The following is a 23,831-nucleotide window of genomic DNA, read 5'->3' on the forward strand; positions in this document are numbered from 1 at the left end:
TTTATTTAATTAAATTTAGCTTTATTTCAGTTGGTTTATTGAATACCTTAAGTATTACAATAGGATTTGATTGTTTTTCTTCTGCATATTCCCTGTTTTCAATCTCTTTATAATTAACTAATAGAATAGAATTATTCATTTCCAATTTTTCAATTTCAATATCTCCGTATTTTTTATTCTTTAACTGAGGCTTTAAGACTAAAAAGTATGCACCCGATTCTTCTAATACTGGTATAGGTGCTGATCTTGAAAATTTGGAATTATCTAATTGTCTGTATAGTTCTTTAATCCCCTTTGTTGAATTTATCAGAGTATATTCTTTTAAATTAATTTCAGCATTCAACCTTCTTATTTCAGTAAATTCTACTTTTTCAGCATTCTTACCTGGAGTTATATTCCTTTTATAATTGGCGCAGGAAAACACCAACAAAAACAAAAAAATAGAAATAATTGAAAATTTTACTAATATATTCATAGTCAAAAATAGAAAAATATTCTTACATAAAAAACTTAAAACCTTTTAAAAATCAACTAATTAAACATTCACCACGAGACAATAGGCATTCTCTTCATTAAAAAAATCCAGATTTGTCTGAACAATTCACTTTCATACGATCTCCACTATTTTTGATTACCAATTGATATGGTGATATTTTTTAATTATCCCTCACACAATTATTCTGTAAAATCTTAATTACAATCATTCCTTTAATTCTTCCAAGAAATCAAATACACCTGTAAAAATTCTTGTAAAAAAATTGTAAATCATTTTAATCCACTAGATATTAAATATTTACAGATTTACCAAAACAATACGCCTCATTTACAAGAACAACTTTGATAGCCCTGCTAATTTTACTTCATCAAAAAAATTAATCTTATGAAAAAGTTCATCTTACTAGTTGCAGTATCCAGCACTTTCATCATGTGTAAAAAAAGTGAAGCAACAAAATCTCAGCTTGAAGGAGCAGTACAATCTGCCGATAGTACCGTTACAGCCACATCTGATAAGATCAGTGATATAACCAATACAGCGGAAGCCGTTTTTGATTCGGCCAATGTAAAAATCAAAGAATTTGATGACACAAAAAATGTGATCAAAGAAAAAATTGAAGCGACCTCAAAAAGTGTAGATTCCTTATCTAATAAAATAGCTTCTACTAAATTAGAATCTAAAATAGAAAAAAAGGACTCAACTAAAAAAGGCTCTGAAAAAATTGTGATCAATGTCCCTTCTCCAAAGATCATTAAAGAAACTAAAGTGATTTATAAGGATAAAACAAAGAAAGAAAATGATGAATTGAATCCTCCTAAAAACAAAATGGTAAAGACCGGAACACTAGAATTAAATGTTGAAAATACTGAAACCGCAAAAGACATCGTAACTCAGGAAGTGAAAAAATATGATGGTTTTATACAAAGTGAAAATATTTCTCTAAATAACAATGATAAAAAAATTGCCTATCTAAAAGTAAAGGTTCCTATTCAGAAGCTTGACTATCTAATGGATGATATAAGCAGGATTGGTGTTATTGAAAATAAGGGAACTGAAATATCCGGACAGAATTATGTTGAAAATACAATGTCTGATTTAGAAATTACACTTTATGGAACTGCTGAAGGTTATGCAGGAATCGATAAGCCTAAAACTTTCGGAGATGAATCTTTTGATGCGATCTCTTCTGGCTGGAGTGTAATAACAGGTATCTTTTTGTTTATGCTTCCCTTTTGGCCTTTATTTTTAATTATAGGAGTCGGATATTATTTCTACAAAAAGAAAAATAAAAACACCCCTAATAACCAGTCTAACTAATATTCTAATCCATCATCGCTGATGGATTTTTTATTTTTAATAATATTTTAATCATCTGCAGGTACTTAAGGAAAATATTCTTCGTTAACTTTATAATACCAAATTAAAACTTAAAGATTAACACCAATGAACCATCTTCCTAACTTCAAATATGAGCTCGAAAAAAAAGAACCACGACTTGGACCGGGTGGTATTACAAGAGGTGTTTCGGTAAAAGAATTTAAAGCTTCAGAAAATCTTGCCGGGGTAAGTATGCATTTAGAGCCGGGAGCCATTCGCGAACTTCATTGGCATGCCAACGCTGCAGAATGGGGATATGTTTTGAAAGGTCAAATGCGTACGACAGTAATTGATCCCAAGGGAGAGGTTTCTACAGACATTTTCAATCCCGGTGATGTTTGGTACTTCCCAAGAGGTTTTGGCCATGTTTTACAATGTATCAGCAGTGAAAGCTGTCATTTTATACTCATATTTGATAATGGAGATTTTTCTGAGGATCATACCTTCAGTATTACAGATTTTATTTCTAGTGTTCCGGTAGAAATTGCCGCACAAAATTTAGGAATAACTCAGGAAAAAGTAAAACAGCTTTATCAGGGTGAAGCCTATTTTGCCCAGTGTGAGCTTCCTGATATTTATTCTGGTCTGGCTTCTCCAAGAAATGAAGTAAGTCTAGTTTCAAAGCACCGATATCCACTAGGATCACAACAGCCCATTGTTATACCAGGTGGAGGCATCCAGAGAGTTGTTACCCAGAAGGAATTTCACATTGCTAAAACCATTACCGGAAGTATATTTGAAATTGAACCCGGTGGACTGCGTGAAATGCATTGGCATCCAAATGCTGACGAATGGCAATATTACATTCAAGGAAAAGCGGAAATGGGTGTTTTTCTGGCAGAAGGACAATTTGTGAAAGACAAATTTGAAAAAGGTGATGTTGGCTATGTTCCAATGGGAGCCGGGCATTATATCAAAAATGTAGGTACTGAAAAACTTATTGTATTGCTTGGTTTTAATAATGGTTTATACGAAGCTATTGATTTAAGCAGCTGGATTGGTGGAAATCCGAGAGATATTTTAAAAGGTAATTTTGGTGTGGGCGATGATATCATCGATCAATTTCCAAAATCAGGTCAACTGATCATCAAATAAACTTTAATCTGCTTTTTAGCTACTGCATTAAAAAGAAAAAAAAATAATATTATATCTTAATATTTTGTGGTGCGTGAATGTAAAAGGCTCTCAAATTGAGAGCCTTTTACTATTTCATATTTACTACTTTATCTACCACATATTTTGTGTTTCCTCTCCAAGGTAATGTGCCTTTGTATTCTTTGTAATGAAGATCAAAGGTTTTACCACTGTTTGTTTCCAATTGTTTAAAAACTTCGGGATCATTCACAGAAAATTCAAACTCATAGCTTGTGATACTTCCAGTCTTTCCTCTTCCAAAACCTTCCTGAATCAATTTACCTTCATAGGTTTTAAATACATAGCCTTTTTTAATAGCATAGTTCAGATAACCTGACTTTACTCCTTCGCCAAAAACGAAGAAAAACTTATACCATACGAATACTCCTATTAGAAGTAAAACGATTCCCAGAGTGATCCACCAAGTTTTTTTCATAAGTAGTTGTGTTTGTTTATGTTTTTATTTTGAAATACTTCTGGAAATCACGATTTTCTGGATTTCAGAAGTTCCTTCATAAATCTGAGTGATCTTAGCATCACGCATAAATCTTTCAACGTGGTATTCTTTCACGTATCCATATCCACCATGGATTTGTACCGCTTCAATAGAAGTGTCCATAGCTACCTGAGAAGCGTATAATTTTGCCATAGCCCCACTTTCAGAAATATCTTTTCCAGCATCTTTCTCTGTTGCAGCCTTGAAACAAAGCATTCTTGCAGCAGTAATCTGCGTCGCCATATCTGCTAATTTAAAAGCAATAGCCTGATGATTGATAATTTCAGTTTTAAAAGCCTTTCTTGTCTTAGCATATTTAAGCGCCAATTCATAAGCTCCTGCAGCAATTCCTAAAGCTTGAGAAGCAATTCCTATTCTACCTCCATTCAATACAGCCATTGCAAAATTGAAACCAAAACCATCTTCTCCAATTCTGTTTTCTTTAGGCACTTTTACATTATTGAACATTAAAGAGTGTGTATCACTCCCTCTGATTCCTAATTTATCTTCTTTTGGTCCGATCTCAAAACCTTCCCAACCTCTTTCTACGATAAATGCATTGATTCCTTTATGCTTTTTCTCAGGATCAGTCTGAGCAATTACAACGTAGTAAGAAGCAGTTCCTCCATTTGTGATCCAGTTTTTAATTCCATTTAAAAGATAATAGTCCCCTTTATCTTCTGCAGTTGTTTTTTGCGAAGTTGCATCAGATCCTGCCTCAGGCTCAGATAAAGCAAATGCACCGATTACCTTCCCACTCGCTAAAGGTGTAAGATATTTTTGTTTTTGTTCTTCAGAAGCAAACTTTTCAAGACCAGCACAAACTAATGAATTGTTTACAGACATTACAACTGCTGCAGAGGCATCCACTTTTGCAATCTCCTCCATAGCCAAAACGTAAGAAACGCTATCCATACCTGCTCCACCATATTTAGGATCTACCATCATTCCTAAAAGTCCCATTTCACCCATCATCTTCACTTGTTCAGTTGGGAATTTTTGATCGCGATCTCTTTCAATAACCCCTGGTAATAGTTCGTTTTGTGCAAAATCTCTTGCTGCCTGCTGAATCATCAGCTGTTCTTCCGATAAATTAAAGTCCATAAAAATTAATAATTAGATGGTCGTAAATTTACACTTTTTAAGCAAACCTGAAAAAATATTTGATATCCGAAAATTGCGAGTAGATTTATGCTGTTTTCACAAAAATGCTTATATTTAAATTTCTTTAAAAATTACATAAAAAATTATGACGATCAAAAGATTATTCGATATACCTCATCATGCTTTGGATAAATTTCCTAAAACGGATATGTTTGTGACAAAGCATCAGGGTGAATGGAAAAAAACATCTACGCAAGAATTTATCAATCAAGGAAATAAAATATCCAGAGGGCTTTTAAAACTTGGAATTAAACCCGGGGACAAAATTGCTCTTATTACAACTAATACGCGTACAGAATGGGCTATCATGGATTTGGGACTTTCTCAGATCGGAGTGGTTTCTGTGCCTGTCTATCCAAGCATATCTCATGAAGACTATGAATTCATTTTTGGTAATGCTGAAATAAAATACTGCTTTGTTTCCGATAAAGAATTGCTTACTAAAGTAATGAAAGTGAAACACAATATACCATCTTTGCAGGGAGTTTTCACTTTTGACACCATAAGTGGTGCTGCCAATTGGCGCGAAATTTTGGATCTGGGTGAAGATGATTCTACACAAATTGAAGTAGAAGAGCTTTCTAACGCAATCAATTCCGAGGATCTGGCAACGATTATTTATACATCAGGAACCACAGGAAGGCCTAAAGGAGTAATGCTTACGCATCATAATATTGTTTCTAATGTTCTGGGATCAGTTCCTAGAATCCCTAAGAAAAAAGGCCTTGATTATAAGGATACCAGGATCTTAAGCTTTCTACCGATCTGTCATATTTTTGAAAGAATGCTTTTCTACCTGTTCCAATACAATGGCTTTTCAGTTTATTTTGCCGAGAGCATTGATAAAATGGGTGAGAATGTAAAAGAAGTTAAGCCTCACTATATGAGTGTTGTCCCAAGATTAGTGGAGAAAGTATATGATAAAATCTATAGTACAGGATCTTCTGCCGGTGGATTAAAAACAAAAATATTCTTTTGGGCTTTAAACCTTATTTCTAAAAAGAAAGAGGTTTCAAAACCATCAGGACTTTTCGAGATCATTGCTGATAAACTGGTATTCTCAAAATGGAGAGAAGGATTGGGTGGTGAAATCGTAACTCTTGTTTCAGGTTCTGCAGCACTATCTACAAGATTAAATCTGATGTTTCAAAATGCCGGAATTCCAATTCTGGAAGGATATGGATTAACGGAAACCTCTCCGGTAATTTCTGTAAACAGCTTCGACAAAATGAAAATCGGAACTGTTGGTTTGCCTTTAGATAACTTACATGTAAAAATTCAGGAAGACGGTGAAATAACAGTAAAAGGTCCTTCTATTTTTAAAGGTTATTTTAAAAATGAAGAAATGACAAAAGAAGTTTTCACGGATGATGGGTATTTCAAAACCGGAGATATCGGAAATATTGATGCTGATGGCTTCTTACAAATCACTGATCGTAAGAAAGAAATGTTTAAAACATCCGGAGGTAAGTATATCGCACCACAAATTATCGAAAACCAGGCAAAAGCTTCCAAGTTCATTGAACAAATTATGGTGGTTGGTGATGGTGAAAAAATGCCTTGTGCACTTATTCAGCCTGACTTTGAATTTGCCAAAAGCTGGGCAATGCGAAATAACATAAACTTAGGTTCTACTCCACAGGAGATCGCTAAAAGTCCAGAGTTAAAAGAAAGAATAGAAAAAGAGATCGATGGTATTAATGAACATCTCGGAAATTGGGAAAAAATTAAAAAAATCGAGCTAACTCCAGAAGTCTGGAGTATTGATGCCGGACTCCTGACTCCTACTTTAAAATTAAAAAGAAAAGCAATTAAAGAGAAGTTTATAGACTTATACAATAAGATGTATGAGCATCATGAATAAAAATATCAGCCGCTTCTTTATTGAAGCGGTTTTTTTGTATCTTATATATTCAGGTTTAGACCAGAGTCAATTTGAATTTCGTTTTCTGACAAATGGAATGACTATTTTTATCCGTAGAATATGACACTAATCATCCTGACTATCCTGATCTACTAAGATCAAAGGTTTAAGATACTTATATGTTCTTTATATGCAATATTCGAGGACTTTCATGATGACTGAAGTGTTTAAAACTTTTTGTGGCTTTTGTGGTTTAAAAAGAATATAAAGAAACTATAAATAAAAAAAGCTGTCTCATTTCTGAAACAGCTTTTATATTTAAAAAAACGGTAATTAAAACTTAATTACAGATTTCATTCTTTCGTTTTCTTCCATTACCAATTCATCATCCACTAAGATTTTTCCTGAATGTTCATCAATAATAATTTTCTTTCTTTGAGCAATCTCCATTTGCTTTTGTGGTGGAATTGTAAAGAATGATCCTTTTGGAGCACCTCTTTCTAATCCTACAACTGCTAAACCATTTATAGAGTTTGTTCTGATTCTGTTATAAGAAGCTAGTAATCTCTCGTCAATTTTACCTGCATATTCTTTAGATTGTTCTATCAAATAATCTTCTTCTTTCTGAGTTTCAGAAACCAAACCTTCCAATTCTTCTTTCTTGAATTTTAAGTGGTTCTTCAAATCGTTGATTTTTAAATTTAGTTCGTCTACCGTCTCATTTTTATGAGTGATTTTAACACCAAATTCTTTAATTCTTTTCTCAGCAAGCTGGATTTCAAGATCTTGAAATTCAATCTCCTTACCTAAAGCTTCAAACTCTTTATTGTTTCTTACGTTATCTTGTTGAGACTTGTATTTATCAATTAAAGTTTTAGCATGGTTAATTACTTCATGCTTTGTTTTGATCTGATCGTCCTGATCTTTAATTTCTGCATGAAATTTTTCAGCTCTTTTTTCAAGCCCTTCAATTTCGATTTCAAGATCTTCAACCTCAATTGGCAATTCTCCTCTTGTATTTCGGATTTCATCCAATCTTGAATCTATGATTTGTAAATCGTATAAAGCTCTTAATTTCTCTTCAACTGAAATATCGTTGGTTTTTGCCATATCTAAAGGAAATAATTTACTGGGTTTGTTTTTTCGTTGGATTTTGAGATTGCAAATGTACTAAATTTTTGTGACAAAATTTCAAATAATTGTTGCACAACCCATTGTTCTGATTCATAATGACCTATATCACAAACCAACATTTTTGATTCTGCCAGAAAAAAGTCATGATATTTAACGTCTCCAGTGAGGTATGCATCGCATTTTTTAGATAAGGCAGATTTTATCCCACTCGCTCCGGAACCTCCTAAAACGCCTACTCTTTTGACTTTCTTATCATTGAACCCGGAATGTCTTATCACTTCAAGGTTAAATTTCTCTTTTACAAATTGTAAAAAATCTTTCTGATCCATTTCTTCTTCAAATTCTCCATACATCCCTAATCCTGAATATTGATTTTCATTATCCAAACTATAAATCTGATAGGCAACTTCTTCATAGGGGTGTGAAGATTTCATAGCCGAAATAATCTGATTTTGCTTATAGCTTTCAAAAATGACCGAAATCATATTTTCATCTGCATTCTCCCGTACATCATGCTGTCCTGAATAAGGATTTGATCCTGCGATGGGTCTGAAAGTACCATTACCTTTAATACTGAAACTGCATTCGTCATAAAATCCAATATTTCCGGCCCCTGCAGAAAAAAGAGATTCTTTCATCTGCTCAGAATGATCTTTCGGGACAAAAACTGTAAGTTGTTTCAAACTATTCTTTTTAGGCTGAAGAATCTTTAGATCCTTTAATCCTAATTGATTACATATTCCTGCGTTTACACCAAAGAAATCATTGTCAAAAGCGGTATGAATTGCATAGATGGCAATCTTATTTTCAATTGCCTTTAAAACAACCCTTTCCACATAGTTTTTTCCGGTTAAAGATTTTAATCCTGAAAAAATAATAGGATGAAAACAAACAATAAGGTTCAAATTCTTTTCAATAGCTTCACCTATGACGTCCTCCAGAGCATCATGGCAAACCAGAATTCCATTTACCTCACGGTCAGGAAACCCACATAACAAACCTACATTGTCAAAATCTTCTGCCTGCTGTATTGGAATGCGTTTTTCTATTTCTGAAATTACTTCACGAATTGTCATTTATTATGTATGTTTGCTACGAAAATAAGGATAATTTCTTAAATTTAAAAAAACTCCTATTATGGAAAGAGAACACAATCTTGTTCCTGAAGATACCCTATGGAAAAGATTTCTGTACCGTATTATTTACCGATCCGACACAAAACTGGGAAAACTCTTTGACATTGTCCTATTAGCATTAATTCTTGGGAGCACCCTTATTATCATGATGGAAAGTGTCCCACAATTAGATAAAAGATTTCATATTACTTTTATCATCCTGGAATGGATCATATCCTTGTTTTTCTCTGTTGAATACCTGATGCGAATTACAGTTGTCAAGAATAAAAAAAATTACATTTTCAGTTTCTTTGGCATTATAGATTTCCTGGCTCTGGTTCCTTTTTACCTAAGTTTTTTCTTTCCAATCACAAAGTATTTCCTGATATTCAGAATGCTGAGAATGTTGAGGGTTTTCAGAATTTTCAATTTACTGGATTTTATGAATGACGGTTATCTCATCGTACGGGCACTCAAAAACAGTTCAAGAAAAATTTATATCTTTCTCTTATTCTTAATTATTTTCTCAGTAATCGTAGGCTCTCTGATGTTTATGGTAGAAGGTGGAAGACAAGGCTTTGAAACGATCCCACAATCTATCTATTGGGCTGTTGTTACCGTAACCACAGTTGGCTATGGTGATGTATCTCCTATTACGCCAATGGGAAAATTTTTTGCAGTTATACTGATGCTCGCTGGTTATTCTATTATTGCTGTTCCTACGGGAATCGTGACAGCAGAAATGCGAAATAAAAGACAAAATCTTGAAATGATCTGTGATCGGTGTGGAAATGAAGATATTGATGATGATGCAAGGTATTGCAAACAATGTGGCAAGAAATTAGCTTAATATTAATTATCAAACTAATCTATTAACCCAATATCACAATATCATGGAACCACAAAAGAAAAATAAGCCAAACAGTTTAGTAATTATCCTTTTCGCCTTAGTTGCTTTAATGATCATCATTTATTTTATATTAGTGATGTTTTTTCCGACCATTTTCGAACATATGAGTACAGGAGATATACAGCCTGTCCCTGCTAAATAATGAAATCTATAAATAAAAAAGGTGGCCACTGGCCACCTTTTTTATTTATACGTGAATCAAAATTATTTTTTGATCACTTTTACTGTTTGTTTAGAACCGTTTTTCATAGTCATTGTCACCAAATACAATCCTGATTGAATACCGTTCAAATGAATTACAGAATCGGGGTTATCTATAGTCTTCACTACTCTTCCAGCAAAGTCAGAAACCATAACTGACTTAACATTTTCACTATCTGAAATATTTAAAACATCAGTAAATGGATTTGGATAAACTCCATTACCTTTTGTAACTGGTATAACCTTAGAAGCTCCCAAAGCATTTTTGTCAGACTGAGAAGTTCCTTTGCTTATATCAATAGTGAATGTGCCTTCCAATTCATCTGTAAATTGGCTATAATGCCCCACATTAATATAATAAGTAGTTCCCGGTACTGTTGCTACCGATATATATTCTGATTCTCCCGAAGCCATACTGTCCACAGTACCTTCACATGATAAATTACCACAAGTACCACTGTAAACGTCTACCTGAGGATCAAAATCACTACCTGGCGGCATACTAACAGCAATATTAAATATGTCCCCATCACCTACAAATGTAAACCATGTTCCATCGTTCATTCCGTTATCACATGCAGTAATAAATCCAGCATTATTAGTAGCTCCTCCCCCATCAGACTGCACATAATTATAAGGAAAAGCAGAAGCAACTAACGCTCCGGAACATTCATCGTTTACCGGTGGTGGTGGAATACTTCCAACACAGATATCAAAACTTTGATTACTACCCGTATCATAATAACTGTATACTCTTACATAATAAGTCTGGCCTATTGTAAGTCCGGAAACTATAGATGAAGTAGCATCTGAACACAGAACACTGGACAAGACACCACACGTTCCGCTAAGAACCTGAAAATAGATATCATCATCGTCAAATGTACCAATAGAGGTCACATTCAAAAGGGAAATTTTATGACTTGTCTTTGTCGCTACAAATTTAAACCAAACATCATCATCAGGATCACCGTAACATGGAGCTGCAGTTAATCCTGAAGGTGTGGCTCCTAATGTATAACCGGAGGTTACAACACCACAATCCAGATCAGAATTCACTGTTAGGGTCTTCGCTCCTATACAATTATCATTTATCGGTAATGGTGGTGCAGATTTAAATGTAATTTCAGAACAGCCTGATGATTCACCGGCAGCTGCTACAGAAACTACTCGTAAATAATACATGGTATCAGGACTTAGTAAAGTAGGCAGAGCAAAGCTACCACTTGTTACAGACTGCTGATTAACAATATCAGTTCCTCCTGGTGTTGTTCCTATGGACACTTTATACCCTGTAGCTCCGGCAACGGCATTCCAGATAATGGTCGGTAATAATGGAACAAAAACTGTATTATTCGTTGGATAAACAATTAAAGGACAAGCCGGAATTGGTTTTTTTGTTAATCCATTAATGGTAATCACCGATTTATATGAAGCTAAATTTCCTATAGGAGGGAAAGAAGGATTCGGATTAGTCCCATCATTTCTAAAATAAAGAGTTGAATTAGGTGCTGAAGGATATACATTCATCACCTCATCGCTATTATCATCATAGTCCTGAGAATTTTCATCAACAGCTACAACTAAATTATCAATATTATTATAAGGAAACGGAGTAGGAAAAGTTACTGTTACCACTCCATTAATATTTGTTACAGTTCCCGCATACACCTGTGTAAGTTGCGAAACTGGTAACCAATCCGAATCAGAAACAAAACTCGATTTTGTTGTATGGCCTAAATATACTACCCAATCTAACGAATTTACAATAGGTTTCGTAGGATCCAGATAGAATGAAAGCCCGGTAATATTCCCAGCTGCATCAGCATTAATTTCCTGTTTTGAAAAAATCTGCTGTACATAAGAGTACCCGTAATAGGTACTTATTGGAGCTGCTCCAACATCAATACTTCCCATACCCAAATTGATCTGGGCGTTTAAAGCCATGCTTATCATCAATAAGCATGAGAGTAAAATTTTTTTCATGAATTAAAGTTTTTGTTATTTAGACACTAATTTACCAATAAAACAGCATATAAATAAAAAAAATGACAGCTAAAAACTTAGCTGCCATCATTATTTACAAGTTAATTTTTTATTTTATTTTTTGATTACTTTAACTGTCTGTTTAGTACCATCTTTCATGGTCATTGTTACTAAATACATTCCAGATTTAATATCATTCAGATGAAGTACAGAACCAGGATTATCAATAGTTTTCACCAATCTTCCTGAAAAATCAGAAATTGTTATTGTTTTAACTTTAGCAATATCCGATATATTTAAGACATCATTAAATGGATTTGGATAAACTTTCAGACCATTTTTATTTCCTGATACCTCAGAAGTTCCTAAATTATTTTTACTAATAGTGATCGTAAATGCACCCTCAAGATTATCTGTAAATCCACTGAAATTACCAATATTTACATAATAAGTATTTCCTGACAGTGTAGGTATTGATATGGTCTCTGATTCTCCTGAACCCGTATCATCAACGGTGTCCTCACATGATAGGCTTCCACAAGTACCACTATAGACACCTATTTGTGAATCAAAATCACTATTTGCCGGCATGGTAACTGTAATATCAAAAACTCCTCCATCGCCTACAAATGTAAACCATGTTCCATCATTCATTGTATTAGAACAAGCATTAACAAAACCGCCGTTATTCGTAGCACCACCTCCATCAGCTTGTACATAGGTATAAGGGAAAGTAGAAGCAACTAACGCTCCGGAACATTCATCGTTCACTGGTGGTGGTGGAATACTTCCAACACAGATATCAAAACTTTGATTACTTCCTGCATCAGAATAACTATATACTCTTACGTAATAAGTCTCACCTGCAGTAAGTCCTGAAACTACAGAAGAAGTCGCATCTGAACATAAAATACTTGATAAAGTACCACATACTCCGCTAAATACCTGAAAATAAGTATCAGTATCATCAACTGTTCCAATTGAGGCCACATTCAAAAGAGAAATTTTATGAGTTGTACCGGTCGCTACAAATTTAAACCAAACATCATCATCCGGTTCACCATAACACGGATCAGGAATTAATCCTGAGTCGGTGGCTCCTAATGTATAACCAGAGGTTACAGTACCACAATTTAGATCAGGGTTTACCGTTAAAGTAATTGCTGCTGCACAGTCATCATTTGTAGGTAATGGTGGTGCAGATGTAAACGCAATTTCAGAACAGCCTGATGATTCACCGGCAGCTGCTACAGACACCACTCGTAAATAATACATTGTATTAGGAGTTAATGCAGTGGGCGGAGCAAAGCTGTTGGTTGTTACAGATTGTTGATTAACTACATCAGTTCCTCCTGGTGTTGTACCTATTGACACTTTATAGCTAGTGGCTCCCGAAGTGGCATTCCAGGTAATTGTTGGCGATAGTGGAACAAATGTCGCGTTGTTCATTGGATAAGTAATCAATGGACAAGCTGGAATTGCACTCATCGTTAATCCGGTAATAGTTATCACCGACTTATATCCTTCTAAATTTCCTGCCGGAGGAGTAGTCGGATCTGGATTAGTACTATCATTTTTATAAAAAAGTAGAGAATTAGGGGCTGAAGGATATACATACATCGCCTCATCATTATCATTATCATCATAACCTGCAGAGTTCTCTTCGGCAGCTATCACTAAATTATCTACATTATTATACGGAAATGGTGTCGCAAAAGTAATTTCTACCACTCCGTTTGCATTGGTAATCGTTCCCGCATAAACCTGTGTGAGCTGAGCAACAGGAATCCAATCTGTATCAGAAATAAAATTCGTCTTTGTAGTATGTCCCAAATACACTACCCAATCTGATGAGTTTGCCAAAGACATCGTTGGGTCCAGATAAAATTTAAGACCGGTGATATTTCCGGCAGCATTTGCGTTGATTTCCTGTTTAGGGTAAATCTGTTGTACATAAGAGTATCCGTAATAGGTACTTATTGGAGCAACTCCAACATCAGTACTTCCTGTACCCAAATCAATCTGGGCGCTTAAGGCCATGCTTACAAAGAAAAAGCATGAAAGTAAAAATTTTGTCATAAATTCAAGTATATAGTGTTTAAGGAACTAATTTACTAATAAAATAACAAATACAATACAAAAATGGCAGCTAATATTTTAGCTGCCATCATTATTTATAAATTAAATCGAATTTTATTTTTTGATTGTTTTAATCGTTTGTTTAGAACCATCTTTCATTTCAAGTGTTACCAGATACATTCCTGATTTTAACTCTCCTAACTGAAGGGTTGAACTTGGATTAATGACTGTTTTCACCAATCTTCCTGCAACATCTGAAACTGAAATAGATTTCACTTTAGATACATCAGAAATATTCAATACATCAGCAAATGGGTTCGGATAAACTTTAAGATTATTCTTATTATTAGAAACCTCATTAGTTCCTAATAAAGAAGCATCATAAGCAGAAATCTTAAACTCCCCATCAGTTCCTGTACCTGAAGAATATCTCCAAACACTTACCAACAATGTTGCTCCTGGAGTTTGACCAGTTAATGAAACAAACGAGAAGTTACCATCTGCTGAAGAATCATCATCACAAGAAACATTTGTTAATGAACCACATGTACCGCTAAATACATTTATAACTGAATCACTAAAGGTAGAGCCTGCAACTGAATTGGTTTCAATCTTCAATGTTCCAGAAGCCGGAACCACTACAGAGTACCATACATTGTTTGTTGCACTTGTTTGGCAAGATTGAGCTGTACCATCTGCTGTTGCACCAACGTTTGTAGTTGTAATAAAATTAGTATCAAATGTACCTCCTACTGTTAAAGGTATAGGATTAGCACAGTTATCATTTGATGGCGGTGGCGGAGGTGTTCCAACACAGATATTGAAACTAGCATTATATCCAGATCCTGAATAAGTATACACTCTCACATAATAAGTCTCACCTGCCGTTAAACCACTTACAGTAGCTGAATTAGGATCAGAACATAAAACACTTGTCTGAGAACCACACACACCACTTAATACCTGGAAATACATATCTGTGGTTGACGTTGTACCTGTTGAAACAACATCAGAAAGTTTAACAACATGTACAGGACCACTAGCAACGAAGCTAAACCAAACATCATCATCAGGATTTCCGTTACAAGGTGTTGCCGCCATAGATAGAGAAGCCCCCAATGTCTTACCTGCCGTAACAACGCCACATGCTAAATCAGCATTCACAGTTAATACAGTTGCATTTCCACAGTTATCATTAATTGGCGGAGCAACTGAAGTAGTCGTAAATGATCTTTCAGTACAAGTTCCTGAATTTGTAACTGCATTATAAGAAGTAATTGTATAATAATATACCGTTGATGGATTTAAAGAGGTAAGCATTGTATACGAAGTAACATTACCTAAATCTGTATTGTTTAAAATATCCGTACCTCCAGATGTAGTTCCCAGTGTAATTTTATACCCGGTAGCTCCAGTAACAGAACTCCAAGCAAAAGTAGGTATGGTTGAAACTCCGGTTGCAGTACCAGGAGGCGAGCTAACACTTGGACAAGGCATTGTTATCGTCGTAAATGAATTTCCAGTACAACCCGTTGCAGACCCTATACTATTCTTAGGTATTATGGTTACATAATACTGGGTAGAATAAGCCAAAGGTGTTGCAGAAGGCATCGTGTATGAAGTAACACTTCCTACATCAAGTCCGTTGATGATATCAGTTCCTCCAGCAGTAGTTCCTACATTCAGGGTGTAGCTTGTTGCACCCCCAGCTACTGCCCAAGTTATAGTAGGCGTTATAGAAATTCCCGTCGCAGCATTTGCAGGAGCAGAAATTGTAGTACATACAGGAGCACTTGTTACAGTTTGTGACAATTGAACATCATCAAAACCCATATAAAAATCTCCGGTAGCCGTACTTGTGCTTTTAAGTCTCAGCTTAAAACTGGCTCCGGTTGGAATTGTTCCCGCAGGGATTATTCCTGAAACGGCAGTACAAGGTATTGGAGTGCCATTTGGACTGTCTAATGTTACAGTACTAAGCAAATCAACCCAATTCGTACCGCCATCCACAGAATAATCTGCAGCAACGCTTCCGCTGATTGGACCTGTGCTTCCATAACCTGTTGCAAGGTATTTAAAAGAATAAGTAAGAGCTGTTGCATTAGAAGCAGTAGAAGTATATGTTACATTCCAACCTGTATAAGTTGTCCCGTAAATATTTTTATATACCGCTTTACTACCAGCACAAGGCGTTCCCGCGCTTGTTCCATATCCACTGGGTGAACTAGTTGACCCTGTTCCGGTCGTACTGCTTGTCCATCCCGAAGGTAAGCTTGACCCCTCAAAGCTTTCATTGACTAAAATTTGTGCTGATGCCCCGATACCGAGAGCTAACATACACGATAGTAGAAGTTTTTTCATATGTAGTAAAAAAATTAAATTGGACGATAAAAGTATGAAATATTTCAATTAAATTTAACTATTAATTAAAATCATTATCAATTAATAAGTTTTTTAACCAATTTTATTAAACAAAACTAAACAAACATTTGATTTTACTTAAAAAATCAATAATTGTGGAATTAATTTCAAACAATTGATAATCATTCATTTAAAAACAAAACCCATCCCTTATTGCACATAATTTTTTTCTACAAAACATCAAAAATGCAGAATTTATTTTTAGAAATATTTTTTTTAATATTTTTACTGCAAACAAAAAAAGTGACCAAAAGCCACTTTTTTATATTATATAATTCTAATAAATTAGTTCAAATAAAATTCATATTTATTGAGTAATTGAATTTCCTTGATAAGGTCTCCATTGAGGTCAACAGAATGTTTCATCGACTGTACTTCAATCTGTGAATCATCATCCATATCCTTAATGTAAAATTTAAACTTCTGATCACCCCTATTTTTATCAAGAACGTTTCTGAAAAACTCCAAATCTTCCGGCCTGAAATCCATTACATCCATTACCAAAGAGATACTTTTTGCAAATCTTTCAAAAGCCTCCTGAAGCTCAATAACATCATTTACATTTACAAAAACCCTTCCGTCTTTTACCTGAGCAAATTTTATTTTAAAGATAACAAAGCGTTGGACTTCCAGTTTTTCTTTCAATTTCATATAATCCCTATCCCCTAACCTAAAAGAATAAGATCCCGAGTAATCTTCCAAAGTAACGAAAGCTACTTTTTCACCACTCCTAAAACCATCCTGAACTCTATATTCTGTGATCAAACCGGCAACTGTATATTCTTTTCCGGCACCACCATTCTCTCTCTCCTTTTGTAAAGTTTTCCAGTCTTTTTTCTTTTCTTCAAATAATTCTTCAGGTTTATTAGCAAAGGCCTGCTCTTTAAAAGCATCCACCTCATCGAGATTTAAAAATCCAAAATTACCTTTTGGTTCAGCTTTTTTAACGACTTCCTCAATTAATTCTTCTTCTCCAGTCAGTAATTCATCAGAAATAATTTCTGCAACATCTACTATTTCATCTGGTGTATCTACCTCAAGAATAGGAACTTCATCTACGACTAATTTTTCGCCTTCATCTTTTTCCAATACCGCTTTTTTAGAAAGCTGCCCCTGTATAAACTGGAACTGATATTTAAATTCATCTAAAGGATGTGCCGAAAGATAGAATCCTATAATTTCTTTCTCCTTATTTAACTTGTGCATATTAGGCCATTCCGGGCAAGGTGCCAATTTCGGTTGCTCGATCTGAACTTCTTCGGCAAAATCAGCAAAAAGAGAATTTTCCATTTCATTTTTTCCTTCCTGAAAGCTTTGTCCATATCTTATTAATCTTTCAAGATTTGTCCTTCCAGCCATATCTATATCAAAATACTGACCTCTGTGAAAAGAGCTCAATTCATCAAAAGCACCTGCCAATACTAAACTTTCTGCAACTCTTTTGTTCATTTGAGATGGCAATATTCTTTCAAAGAAATCGTATATATTTTTAAACCTCCCGTTTTCTCTTTCCTTTGTAATTCCTTCACTTGGTCCCTCTCCGATCCCTTTAATCGCTCCTAAACCAAAACGGATCTGACCTTTTTCATTTACTGAAAATTTATACTGAGATTCATTAACGTCAGGACCCAAAACATCAACCCCAATACTCTTACAGTCTTCCATAAACAGCGTAATTGAATCCGTGTTATTAATGTTATTACTCATCACACTCGCCATATACTCCGCCGGATAATTCGCCTTTAAATAAGCAGTATGATAAGCAATTAGAGCATAACAGGTCGAGTGAGATTTGTTAAAGGCATATTCTGCAAAAGCTTTCCAGTCATTCCAGATTTTATTCAGCCTGTCCTCATCAAGGTTATTGATCTTTCCGCCTTCAATGAACTTGGGATACATTTTATTAAGTACATCGATTTGCTTTTTACCCATTGCTTTTCTCAGTGTATCTGCTTCACCCTTGGTAAAGTTCGCCAATTTCTGAGACAGAAGCATTACCTGCTCCTGATACACGGTAATTCCGTATGTTTCTTTTAAATATTCTTCAGTCTCCGGTAAATCATAAACAATCTCTTCAATACCATGCTTTCTATTAATAAAGTTAGGTATATATTTAATAGGACCCGGACGGTATAAAGCGTTCATTGCAATAAGATCGGCAAAAACAGTAGGCTTTAATTCGCGCATATACTTTTGCATTCCGGCACTTTCGTACTGGAAAATACCGATCGTTCTACCTTCTTTAAATAACTGATAGGTCTTAGCATCATCCAAAGGAATGGTATCCGGATCAATATCTACATTATGTCGCTCTTTAACCAATTTTACAGCATCCTTAATAATCGTTAAAGTACGAAGACCCAGGAAGTCCATTTTTAACAATCCTGCGCTCTCTGCAACCGAGTTATCAAACTGTGAAACTAAGATATCAGCATCTTTTGCAGCAATCGTTACCGGAACCAGGTTACTTACATCTTCCGGCGTAATGATAACACCACAAGCATGAATCCCAGTGTTCCTGATACAGCCTTCCATTTTTTTTGCACTCGCAAGAACATCGAAACGAGAATCTTCAGGGCTGTCAAGAATATATCTCATCTCATCAACGAGCATTTGTTCTTCAGGCTTTAATTTATCATATTTTGCTAAAGCTTTAGCGATATTCATTCCTGGTGTTGAAGGAATTAGCTTTGCAATATTATTGGTTTCTGGAATTGAAACATCCAATACTCTACCGGCATCTTTAATAGCCGATTTACCTCCAAGAACTGAATAGGTAATAATCTGGGCGACCTGACTCTGACCATACTTCTCAATTACCCATTTAATAACCCTGTCCCTTCCTTCATCATCAAAGTCAATATCAATATCGGGCATCGAAACCCTTTCAGGATTCAGAAATCTCTCAAAAAGGAGATCATACTTAATGGGGTCTACATTGGTAATTCCGATTGTATAAGCAACAGCAGATCCTGCCGCAGATCCCCTTCCAGGACCTACCCAAACTCCCATATTCCGTGCTTCGTTACAAAAATCCTGTACAATAAGGAAATATCCCGGATATCCTGTATTGGCAATTACATCCAATTCAAAATCAAGACGCTCTTTCACATCTGCTGTAATCCCATCCTCACCATATCTCTTTCTTGCTCCTTCATAAGTAAGATGCGTTAAATAAGCCATCTCACCACGCTTTCCTCCATCTATCTCATCTTCAGCATGTATAAACTCTTGTGGGATATCAAACTTCGGAAGTAGTACATCTCTTTTTAAAGTGTAGGGGCTGAATTTCGCGAAAAACTCTTCATACGCTTCAAAAGCATCCGGATAAGCTAGAAATGTTTCCTTTATTTCATCACTATTCTTTATATAATATTCACCAGTAGCAAGACCCCTTCTTTTCCCGAAACCCTTTCCAACAGGCGTTGACAGCTTCTCCCCATCTTTGATACAACTTACAATATCCTGAATATTAGAATCATCATTATTAGTATAGAAAGTTTCATTTTGCGCTAAAATTTTCACATTATATTTATCTGCAAAATATAATAAGACTTCATTTAAATGCTCTTCCTCAGGAAGGTTGTGATTTTGAACCTGAACATAAAAATCATCTTCAAAAGTATCTTTCCACCATTTAAAAAGCTCTTCTCCTTTTTGCTCCCCTGTATTTAAAATAGCATTTGGAACATCTCCTAGAATACCGGAAGTAAGAGCAATTAAACCCTCTTTATATTCAGCTATCAATTCGCGGCTTATCCTTGGAACCCCAAAATAAAATCCTTTTAGAAAACCAATACTGGAAAGTTTCGCTAAATTTTTATACCCATTAAAATCTTTAGCAAGCAACACAACTTGCGTTCTTCTATCTGGATCATCTTTCGTAAACTGCTTTTGTTCGTATCGATCAGAGATATAAAATTCACAACCTACAACCGGGATCAAAGGTTCTGAAACAGGTTCCTCTTCATTAAAGGCTTCTCCCTGTTCTTCGGCTTCCTGCTTTTTAGCAAGATATTCTTTATGCTTTTTTGATCGATCTGAATTCGTGGATTCTACAGCTGAAACAAATTTAAAGGCTCCCATCATATTTCCAAGATCCACCATTCCTACGGCTGGGAAATTATCATCGGTCGCCTTTTTGATCAGATCTGAAATACTGGATGTTGCTGATAATGTAGAGAAAACACTATGATTATCAAAGTTGAAATATTTTCCAAGGTCAATTTCATCAATACTTCCAAAATCGGTTTGTTTTTTCTTATTATGAAAATCTGCAACCTGCCTTCTGATTACAATTCCGAAAGGCTTAATAGGATTTGGATATAATGATTTAAAATAGGAAAGCTGATCTTCAGAAATTTTCAAAACCTCCGCAGGAACAATTCCTATCCTCATCATTTCAAAGAAAACCTGAGCTGTAGCATTTACGTCGGCAGCAGCATTGTGAGCTTCATCAAATTTATTTCCATATAATTTTTCATAAAGCTCTTCCAATTTCGGAGGTTTAAACCTCCCTCCTCTTCCTCCTCCAAGCTGACAAAAATTGGTCCCAAGGATCATGGTATCAGCCTTCGGCTTCTCCTGAAGATGGTCATTTATATTTTTTCTGAAAAATTCCGCACCTACTATATTGTAATCAAACTCTACATTGTGTCCCGAAACTACCCTTACTTTTTCCAGAACCTTAGAAAACTCCATAAGAATTTCCTCAAGATCCCTACCTTCTTCATTTGCTATCTTTGTAGTAATCCCGTGGATCCGGGCTGCATTAAAGGGAATATCATAACCTTCAGGTTTAATGATATAATCCTGATTTTCAATTAATGTTCCATCATTATCATGCAATTGCCATGCGATCTGTACCATTCTTGGCCAGTTATCTGAATCTGAAAGTGGAGCATTGAAATTCTTTGGTAACCCTGTGGTTTCTGTGTCAAAAACTAAATACATGTATTTTCTAGCTTTTTAATTAAAAAAGAGAATGTAAAGTTACTCCAATTTTTTTTGTCTTTAATTAGTTTTTATTAATAGTCAATAATTATAATTTAAATCATCTACAGTTAATTTATAATAAAATAAAATTTTAAATACCCAAAGAACTAATAACCAAAAGAGTCAATATTTTTTTCAAGTAAAACTCTCAATCTTATTAATTCACTTTCAAATAAAAACTATCACACAATACATTTTAAACGACTGATAAACAATTAATTAATAATATCCCATTTATTAAAATTAAGGATTTTTATGTATAATTTTATACATGTATAAAGAAAACATTTTTGATATGAGAAAAACTTTAATTTTTGCAAACACATTTTTATTTTTTCTATTGAGTGCCCAAAACAATGAAACTTTAAAAAAAGAATTTGAACAACAAAACCGAACAAACAATGAAGAATTTGATTTTTATATTTCCAATCAATACAAAACCAATAAAACAATTGAATATCAAAAAGAGATTGAAGAGCTAAGAATGAATTTAGCAGGGTTCACTCCTGCTGGCAAACCCTATTTTTATGAATCCGAAGATGTGGATCAAATCCTGAATTCTAATTCTGATCATCTGCAAGGTGGAACCGTAATTGGACTAACAGGTTCTTTTAATGGAGAAAATATTAAATACACAGTTTTTGATGGTGGTCGAGCCTATGCTGATCATTTCCTGTTTAACAATTCAACCGGCAGAGTCACTAATAAAGAAAACAGCAACTTGAATTACAGTTCACATTCTACTGCAGTAACGGGATTTATTGGTGCAAAAAATTACCCTTACACCTTTACCTTTACAAATGGAACTACCCGTGATGTTAATTTTAGAGGAATTGCTCAAAATGCTACTTTTGACAATTACACTTTTACCACAACAACTCTACCCGGCAATACAACAACCAGTACCATTTATCAAAAAATCATAATTGCAGAGCCTAAGATATCCAATCATTCATATGGCACCAATTTTGGATGGAGCAGAACAACGATTAACGGGACCTCTTCATGGCTCTGGAAAGGCGAATATAATTCAGGAGTTTCTTCTGACTTACAGGGAACTTATTTGTCTAATGACCGAAATTATGACCAAATCGTTTACAATAACCCTTCTTATATTATTGTAAAGTCTACCGGTAATTATTACGGAATGGGCCCTACAGGAACTACAATGCCTAAATATTATACCGATTCGTCAAACAATCAAATACCATTCGCTGCAACAGATATTTTACCTCAAAATAATTGCGCATTAGGTTATGACTGCGTCAATGCCGGGTCTTTGGCTAAAAACATTATTGCAGTAGGGGCCACCAACATTATCACAACAAATGGAGGAAGATATGCAACCGCAACAGATGTTCTAAAATCTAGTTATAGCAGTGCTGGTCCTAGAGACGACGGCGCTATAAAACCAGATATCACAACCACTGGAACAAGTGTTGCCAGCGCTTCAACAAATGAGGATACAATAGGTAGTAATTCTACAACCATTGGTAGTGGAACTTCTTATGCAGCTCCAATCGTAACAGGAATTATTGGGCTTTGGACTCAAATCAATAAGCAATTATTCAACACTGAACTCAATGCAGCGTCTGCAAAAACACTGATGATTCATGCTGCATCCGAAGCTGGAAACATTGGTCCTGACCCATGGTATGGCTGGGGATATATCAATTCAAAAAAAGGAGCAGAACTATTGGTTGGGAAAGCGAATAATAGTGTTCTATTTGATATTGAAACTCTAAATAGTGGAGTTGTCAACAAAAGAAATGTTGTAGCTTCAGGTAATGAACCTCTAAAAGTTACCATTTCCTGGATTGATCCGGCTTTCACAAATCTCCCCACCACCACTAATGCGGCCGCTTATTATAACAACAGAACATCGAGATTAATAAACGATCTCGATCTTAGAATTATTGATACAGCTACCAACACTGTTTATTATCCCTGGAGGCTCGATGCCAATTCCCCAATGGCACCAGCTACCAAAGCTGATAATACAGTAGATAATGTGGAACAGGTAGTAATTGACACTCCTGTTGCAGGAAGAACTTATAGAATTGAAATTTCAAATAAGGGAAATTTAATTAATGATACCAATCAAAGCGCTCCTCAAAATTATAGCATTATTGCAACCGGATATAGCAATAATCAATTCTTAGTAACAAAAGATGAAAGAAAATTCCAGGACAAAATAGTAATAGCCCCTACAATTACAAAGGATATTGTTAAGGTAATAAAAGCATCTAAAGGCTCAACTTTTACTGTTTATGATTTATCAGGGAAGAGGTTACAGAATGGTAAAATTAACAATATAGAAACCAATATAGATCTATCAATCTATGTGAAAGGTATTTACATCATTGAGATAAAAACCGGAAAGGAAAGTATTTCCAAGAAAGTTATTAAAGAATAACACATGAAATAAATAGACAATTACAAAATACTAACGATTGTTA

15 protein-coding genes are annotated in these 23,831 nt (G+C 34.9%); 6 read left to right on the forward strand and 9 right to left on the reverse strand.

Annotation, left to right across the window (positions count from 1 at the left end; translation table 11 throughout):
- Position 1: 1 nt before the first annotated feature.
- Positions 2–475 carry a hypothetical protein gene (locus J7E44_RS05410; RefSeq protein WP_214826357.1) on the reverse strand — a complete coding sequence of 158 codons (474 nt, stop codon included), beginning with the start codon at positions 473–475 and terminating at the stop codon, positions 2–4.
- Between the two features lie 405 nt (positions 476–880).
- Here J7E44_RS05410 and J7E44_RS05415 point away from each other — a divergent pair, with 405 nt between their 5' ends.
- Both J7E44_RS05415 and J7E44_RS05420 read left to right on the forward strand, forming a co-directional pair.
- Complete coding sequence (locus tag J7E44_RS05415; protein ID WP_214826358.1) at positions 881–1,813, forward strand: DUF4349 domain-containing protein; 933 nt, start codon at positions 881–883, stop codon at positions 1,811–1,813.
- Between the two features lie 126 nt (positions 1,814–1,939).
- Positions 1,940–2,968, forward strand: a complete 1,029-nt coding sequence (locus tag J7E44_RS05420; RefSeq protein WP_214826359.1) for a cupin domain-containing protein — start codon at positions 1,940–1,942, stop codon at positions 2,966–2,968.
- Between the two features lie 109 nt (positions 2,969–3,077).
- Here the strand turns inward: J7E44_RS05420 and J7E44_RS05425 are convergent, their stop codons facing one another.
- Both J7E44_RS05425 and J7E44_RS05430 read right to left on the reverse strand, forming a co-directional pair.
- On the reverse strand, positions 3,078–3,443 hold the full coding sequence (locus J7E44_RS05425) for a hypothetical protein (protein ID WP_214826361.1): 366 nt from the start codon (positions 3,441–3,443) through the stop codon (positions 3,078–3,080).
- 24 nt (positions 3,444–3,467) lie between these two features.
- Positions 3,468–4,607, reverse strand: a complete 1,140-nt coding sequence (locus J7E44_RS05430) for an acyl-CoA dehydrogenase (RefSeq protein WP_214826363.1) — start codon at positions 4,605–4,607, stop codon at positions 3,468–3,470.
- A 145-nt stretch (positions 4,608–4,752) separates the two neighbouring features.
- Here J7E44_RS05430 and J7E44_RS05435 point away from each other — a divergent pair, with 145 nt between their 5' ends.
- Positions 4,753–6,531 (forward strand): AMP-dependent synthetase/ligase, encoded by a 1,779-nt coding sequence (locus tag J7E44_RS05435; protein WP_214826364.1) that lies wholly within the window; start codon positions 4,753–4,755, stop codon positions 6,529–6,531.
- 333 nt (positions 6,532–6,864) lie between these two features.
- Here the strand turns inward: J7E44_RS05435 and J7E44_RS05440 are convergent, their stop codons facing one another.
- Both J7E44_RS05440 and J7E44_RS05445 read right to left on the reverse strand, forming a co-directional pair.
- On the reverse strand, positions 6,865–7,641 hold the full coding sequence (locus tag J7E44_RS05440; RefSeq protein WP_214826367.1) for a zinc ribbon domain-containing protein: 777 nt from the start codon (positions 7,639–7,641) through the stop codon (positions 6,865–6,867).
- A gap of 2 nt (positions 7,642–7,643) precedes the next feature.
- On the reverse strand, positions 7,644–8,741 hold the full coding sequence (locus J7E44_RS05445) for a Nif3-like dinuclear metal center hexameric protein (protein WP_214826370.1): 1,098 nt from the start codon (positions 8,739–8,741) through the stop codon (positions 7,644–7,646).
- A gap of 61 nt (positions 8,742–8,802) precedes the next feature.
- Between J7E44_RS05445 and J7E44_RS05450 the strand changes: the two genes are divergently transcribed.
- Positions 8,803–9,630, forward strand: coding sequence for an ion transporter (locus J7E44_RS05450; protein ID WP_214826371.1), 828 nt, complete (start codon positions 8,803–8,805; stop codon positions 9,628–9,630).
- 43 nt (positions 9,631–9,673) lie between these two features.
- Entirely contained in the window at positions 9,674–9,832 is a 159-nt protein-coding gene (locus tag J7E44_RS05455; protein ID WP_214826372.1) for a hypothetical protein, read from the forward strand.
- 62 nt (positions 9,833–9,894) lie between these two features.
- On the opposite strand, the gene J7E44_RS05460 is transcribed toward J7E44_RS05455, so the two are convergent.
- The 4 genes from J7E44_RS05460 to dnaE form a co-directional block, all read right to left on the reverse strand.
- A complete protein-coding gene (locus J7E44_RS05460; RefSeq protein WP_214826373.1) occupies positions 9,895–11,877 on the reverse strand; it encodes a T9SS type A sorting domain-containing protein in 1,983 nt (660 codons plus the stop codon).
- A 114-nt stretch (positions 11,878–11,991) separates the two neighbouring features.
- On the reverse strand, positions 11,992–13,956 hold the full coding sequence (locus J7E44_RS05465; protein WP_214826374.1) for a T9SS type A sorting domain-containing protein: 1,965 nt from the start codon (positions 13,954–13,956) through the stop codon (positions 11,992–11,994).
- A 114-nt stretch (positions 13,957–14,070) separates the two neighbouring features.
- On the reverse strand, positions 14,071–16,317 hold the full coding sequence (locus J7E44_RS05470) for a T9SS type A sorting domain-containing protein (protein ID WP_214826375.1): 2,247 nt from the start codon (positions 16,315–16,317) through the stop codon (positions 14,071–14,073).
- 345 nt (positions 16,318–16,662) lie between these two features.
- Complete coding sequence (gene dnaE / locus J7E44_RS05475) at positions 16,663–21,330, reverse strand: DNA polymerase III subunit alpha (RefSeq protein ID WP_214826377.1); 4,668 nt, start codon at positions 21,328–21,330, stop codon at positions 16,663–16,665.
- Positions 21,331–21,667: 337 nt separating this feature from the next.
- Here dnaE and J7E44_RS05480 point away from each other — a divergent pair, with 337 nt between their 5' ends.
- A complete protein-coding gene (locus J7E44_RS05480; RefSeq protein ID WP_214826378.1) occupies positions 21,668–23,788 on the forward strand; it encodes a S8 family peptidase in 2,121 nt (706 codons plus the stop codon).
- Positions 23,789–23,831 lie beyond the last annotated feature (43 nt).

The organism is Chryseobacterium sp. ISL-6, from assembly GCF_018613715.1.
Lineage (GTDB): Bacteria > Bacteroidota > Bacteroidia > Flavobacteriales > Weeksellaceae > Chryseobacterium > Chryseobacterium paludis.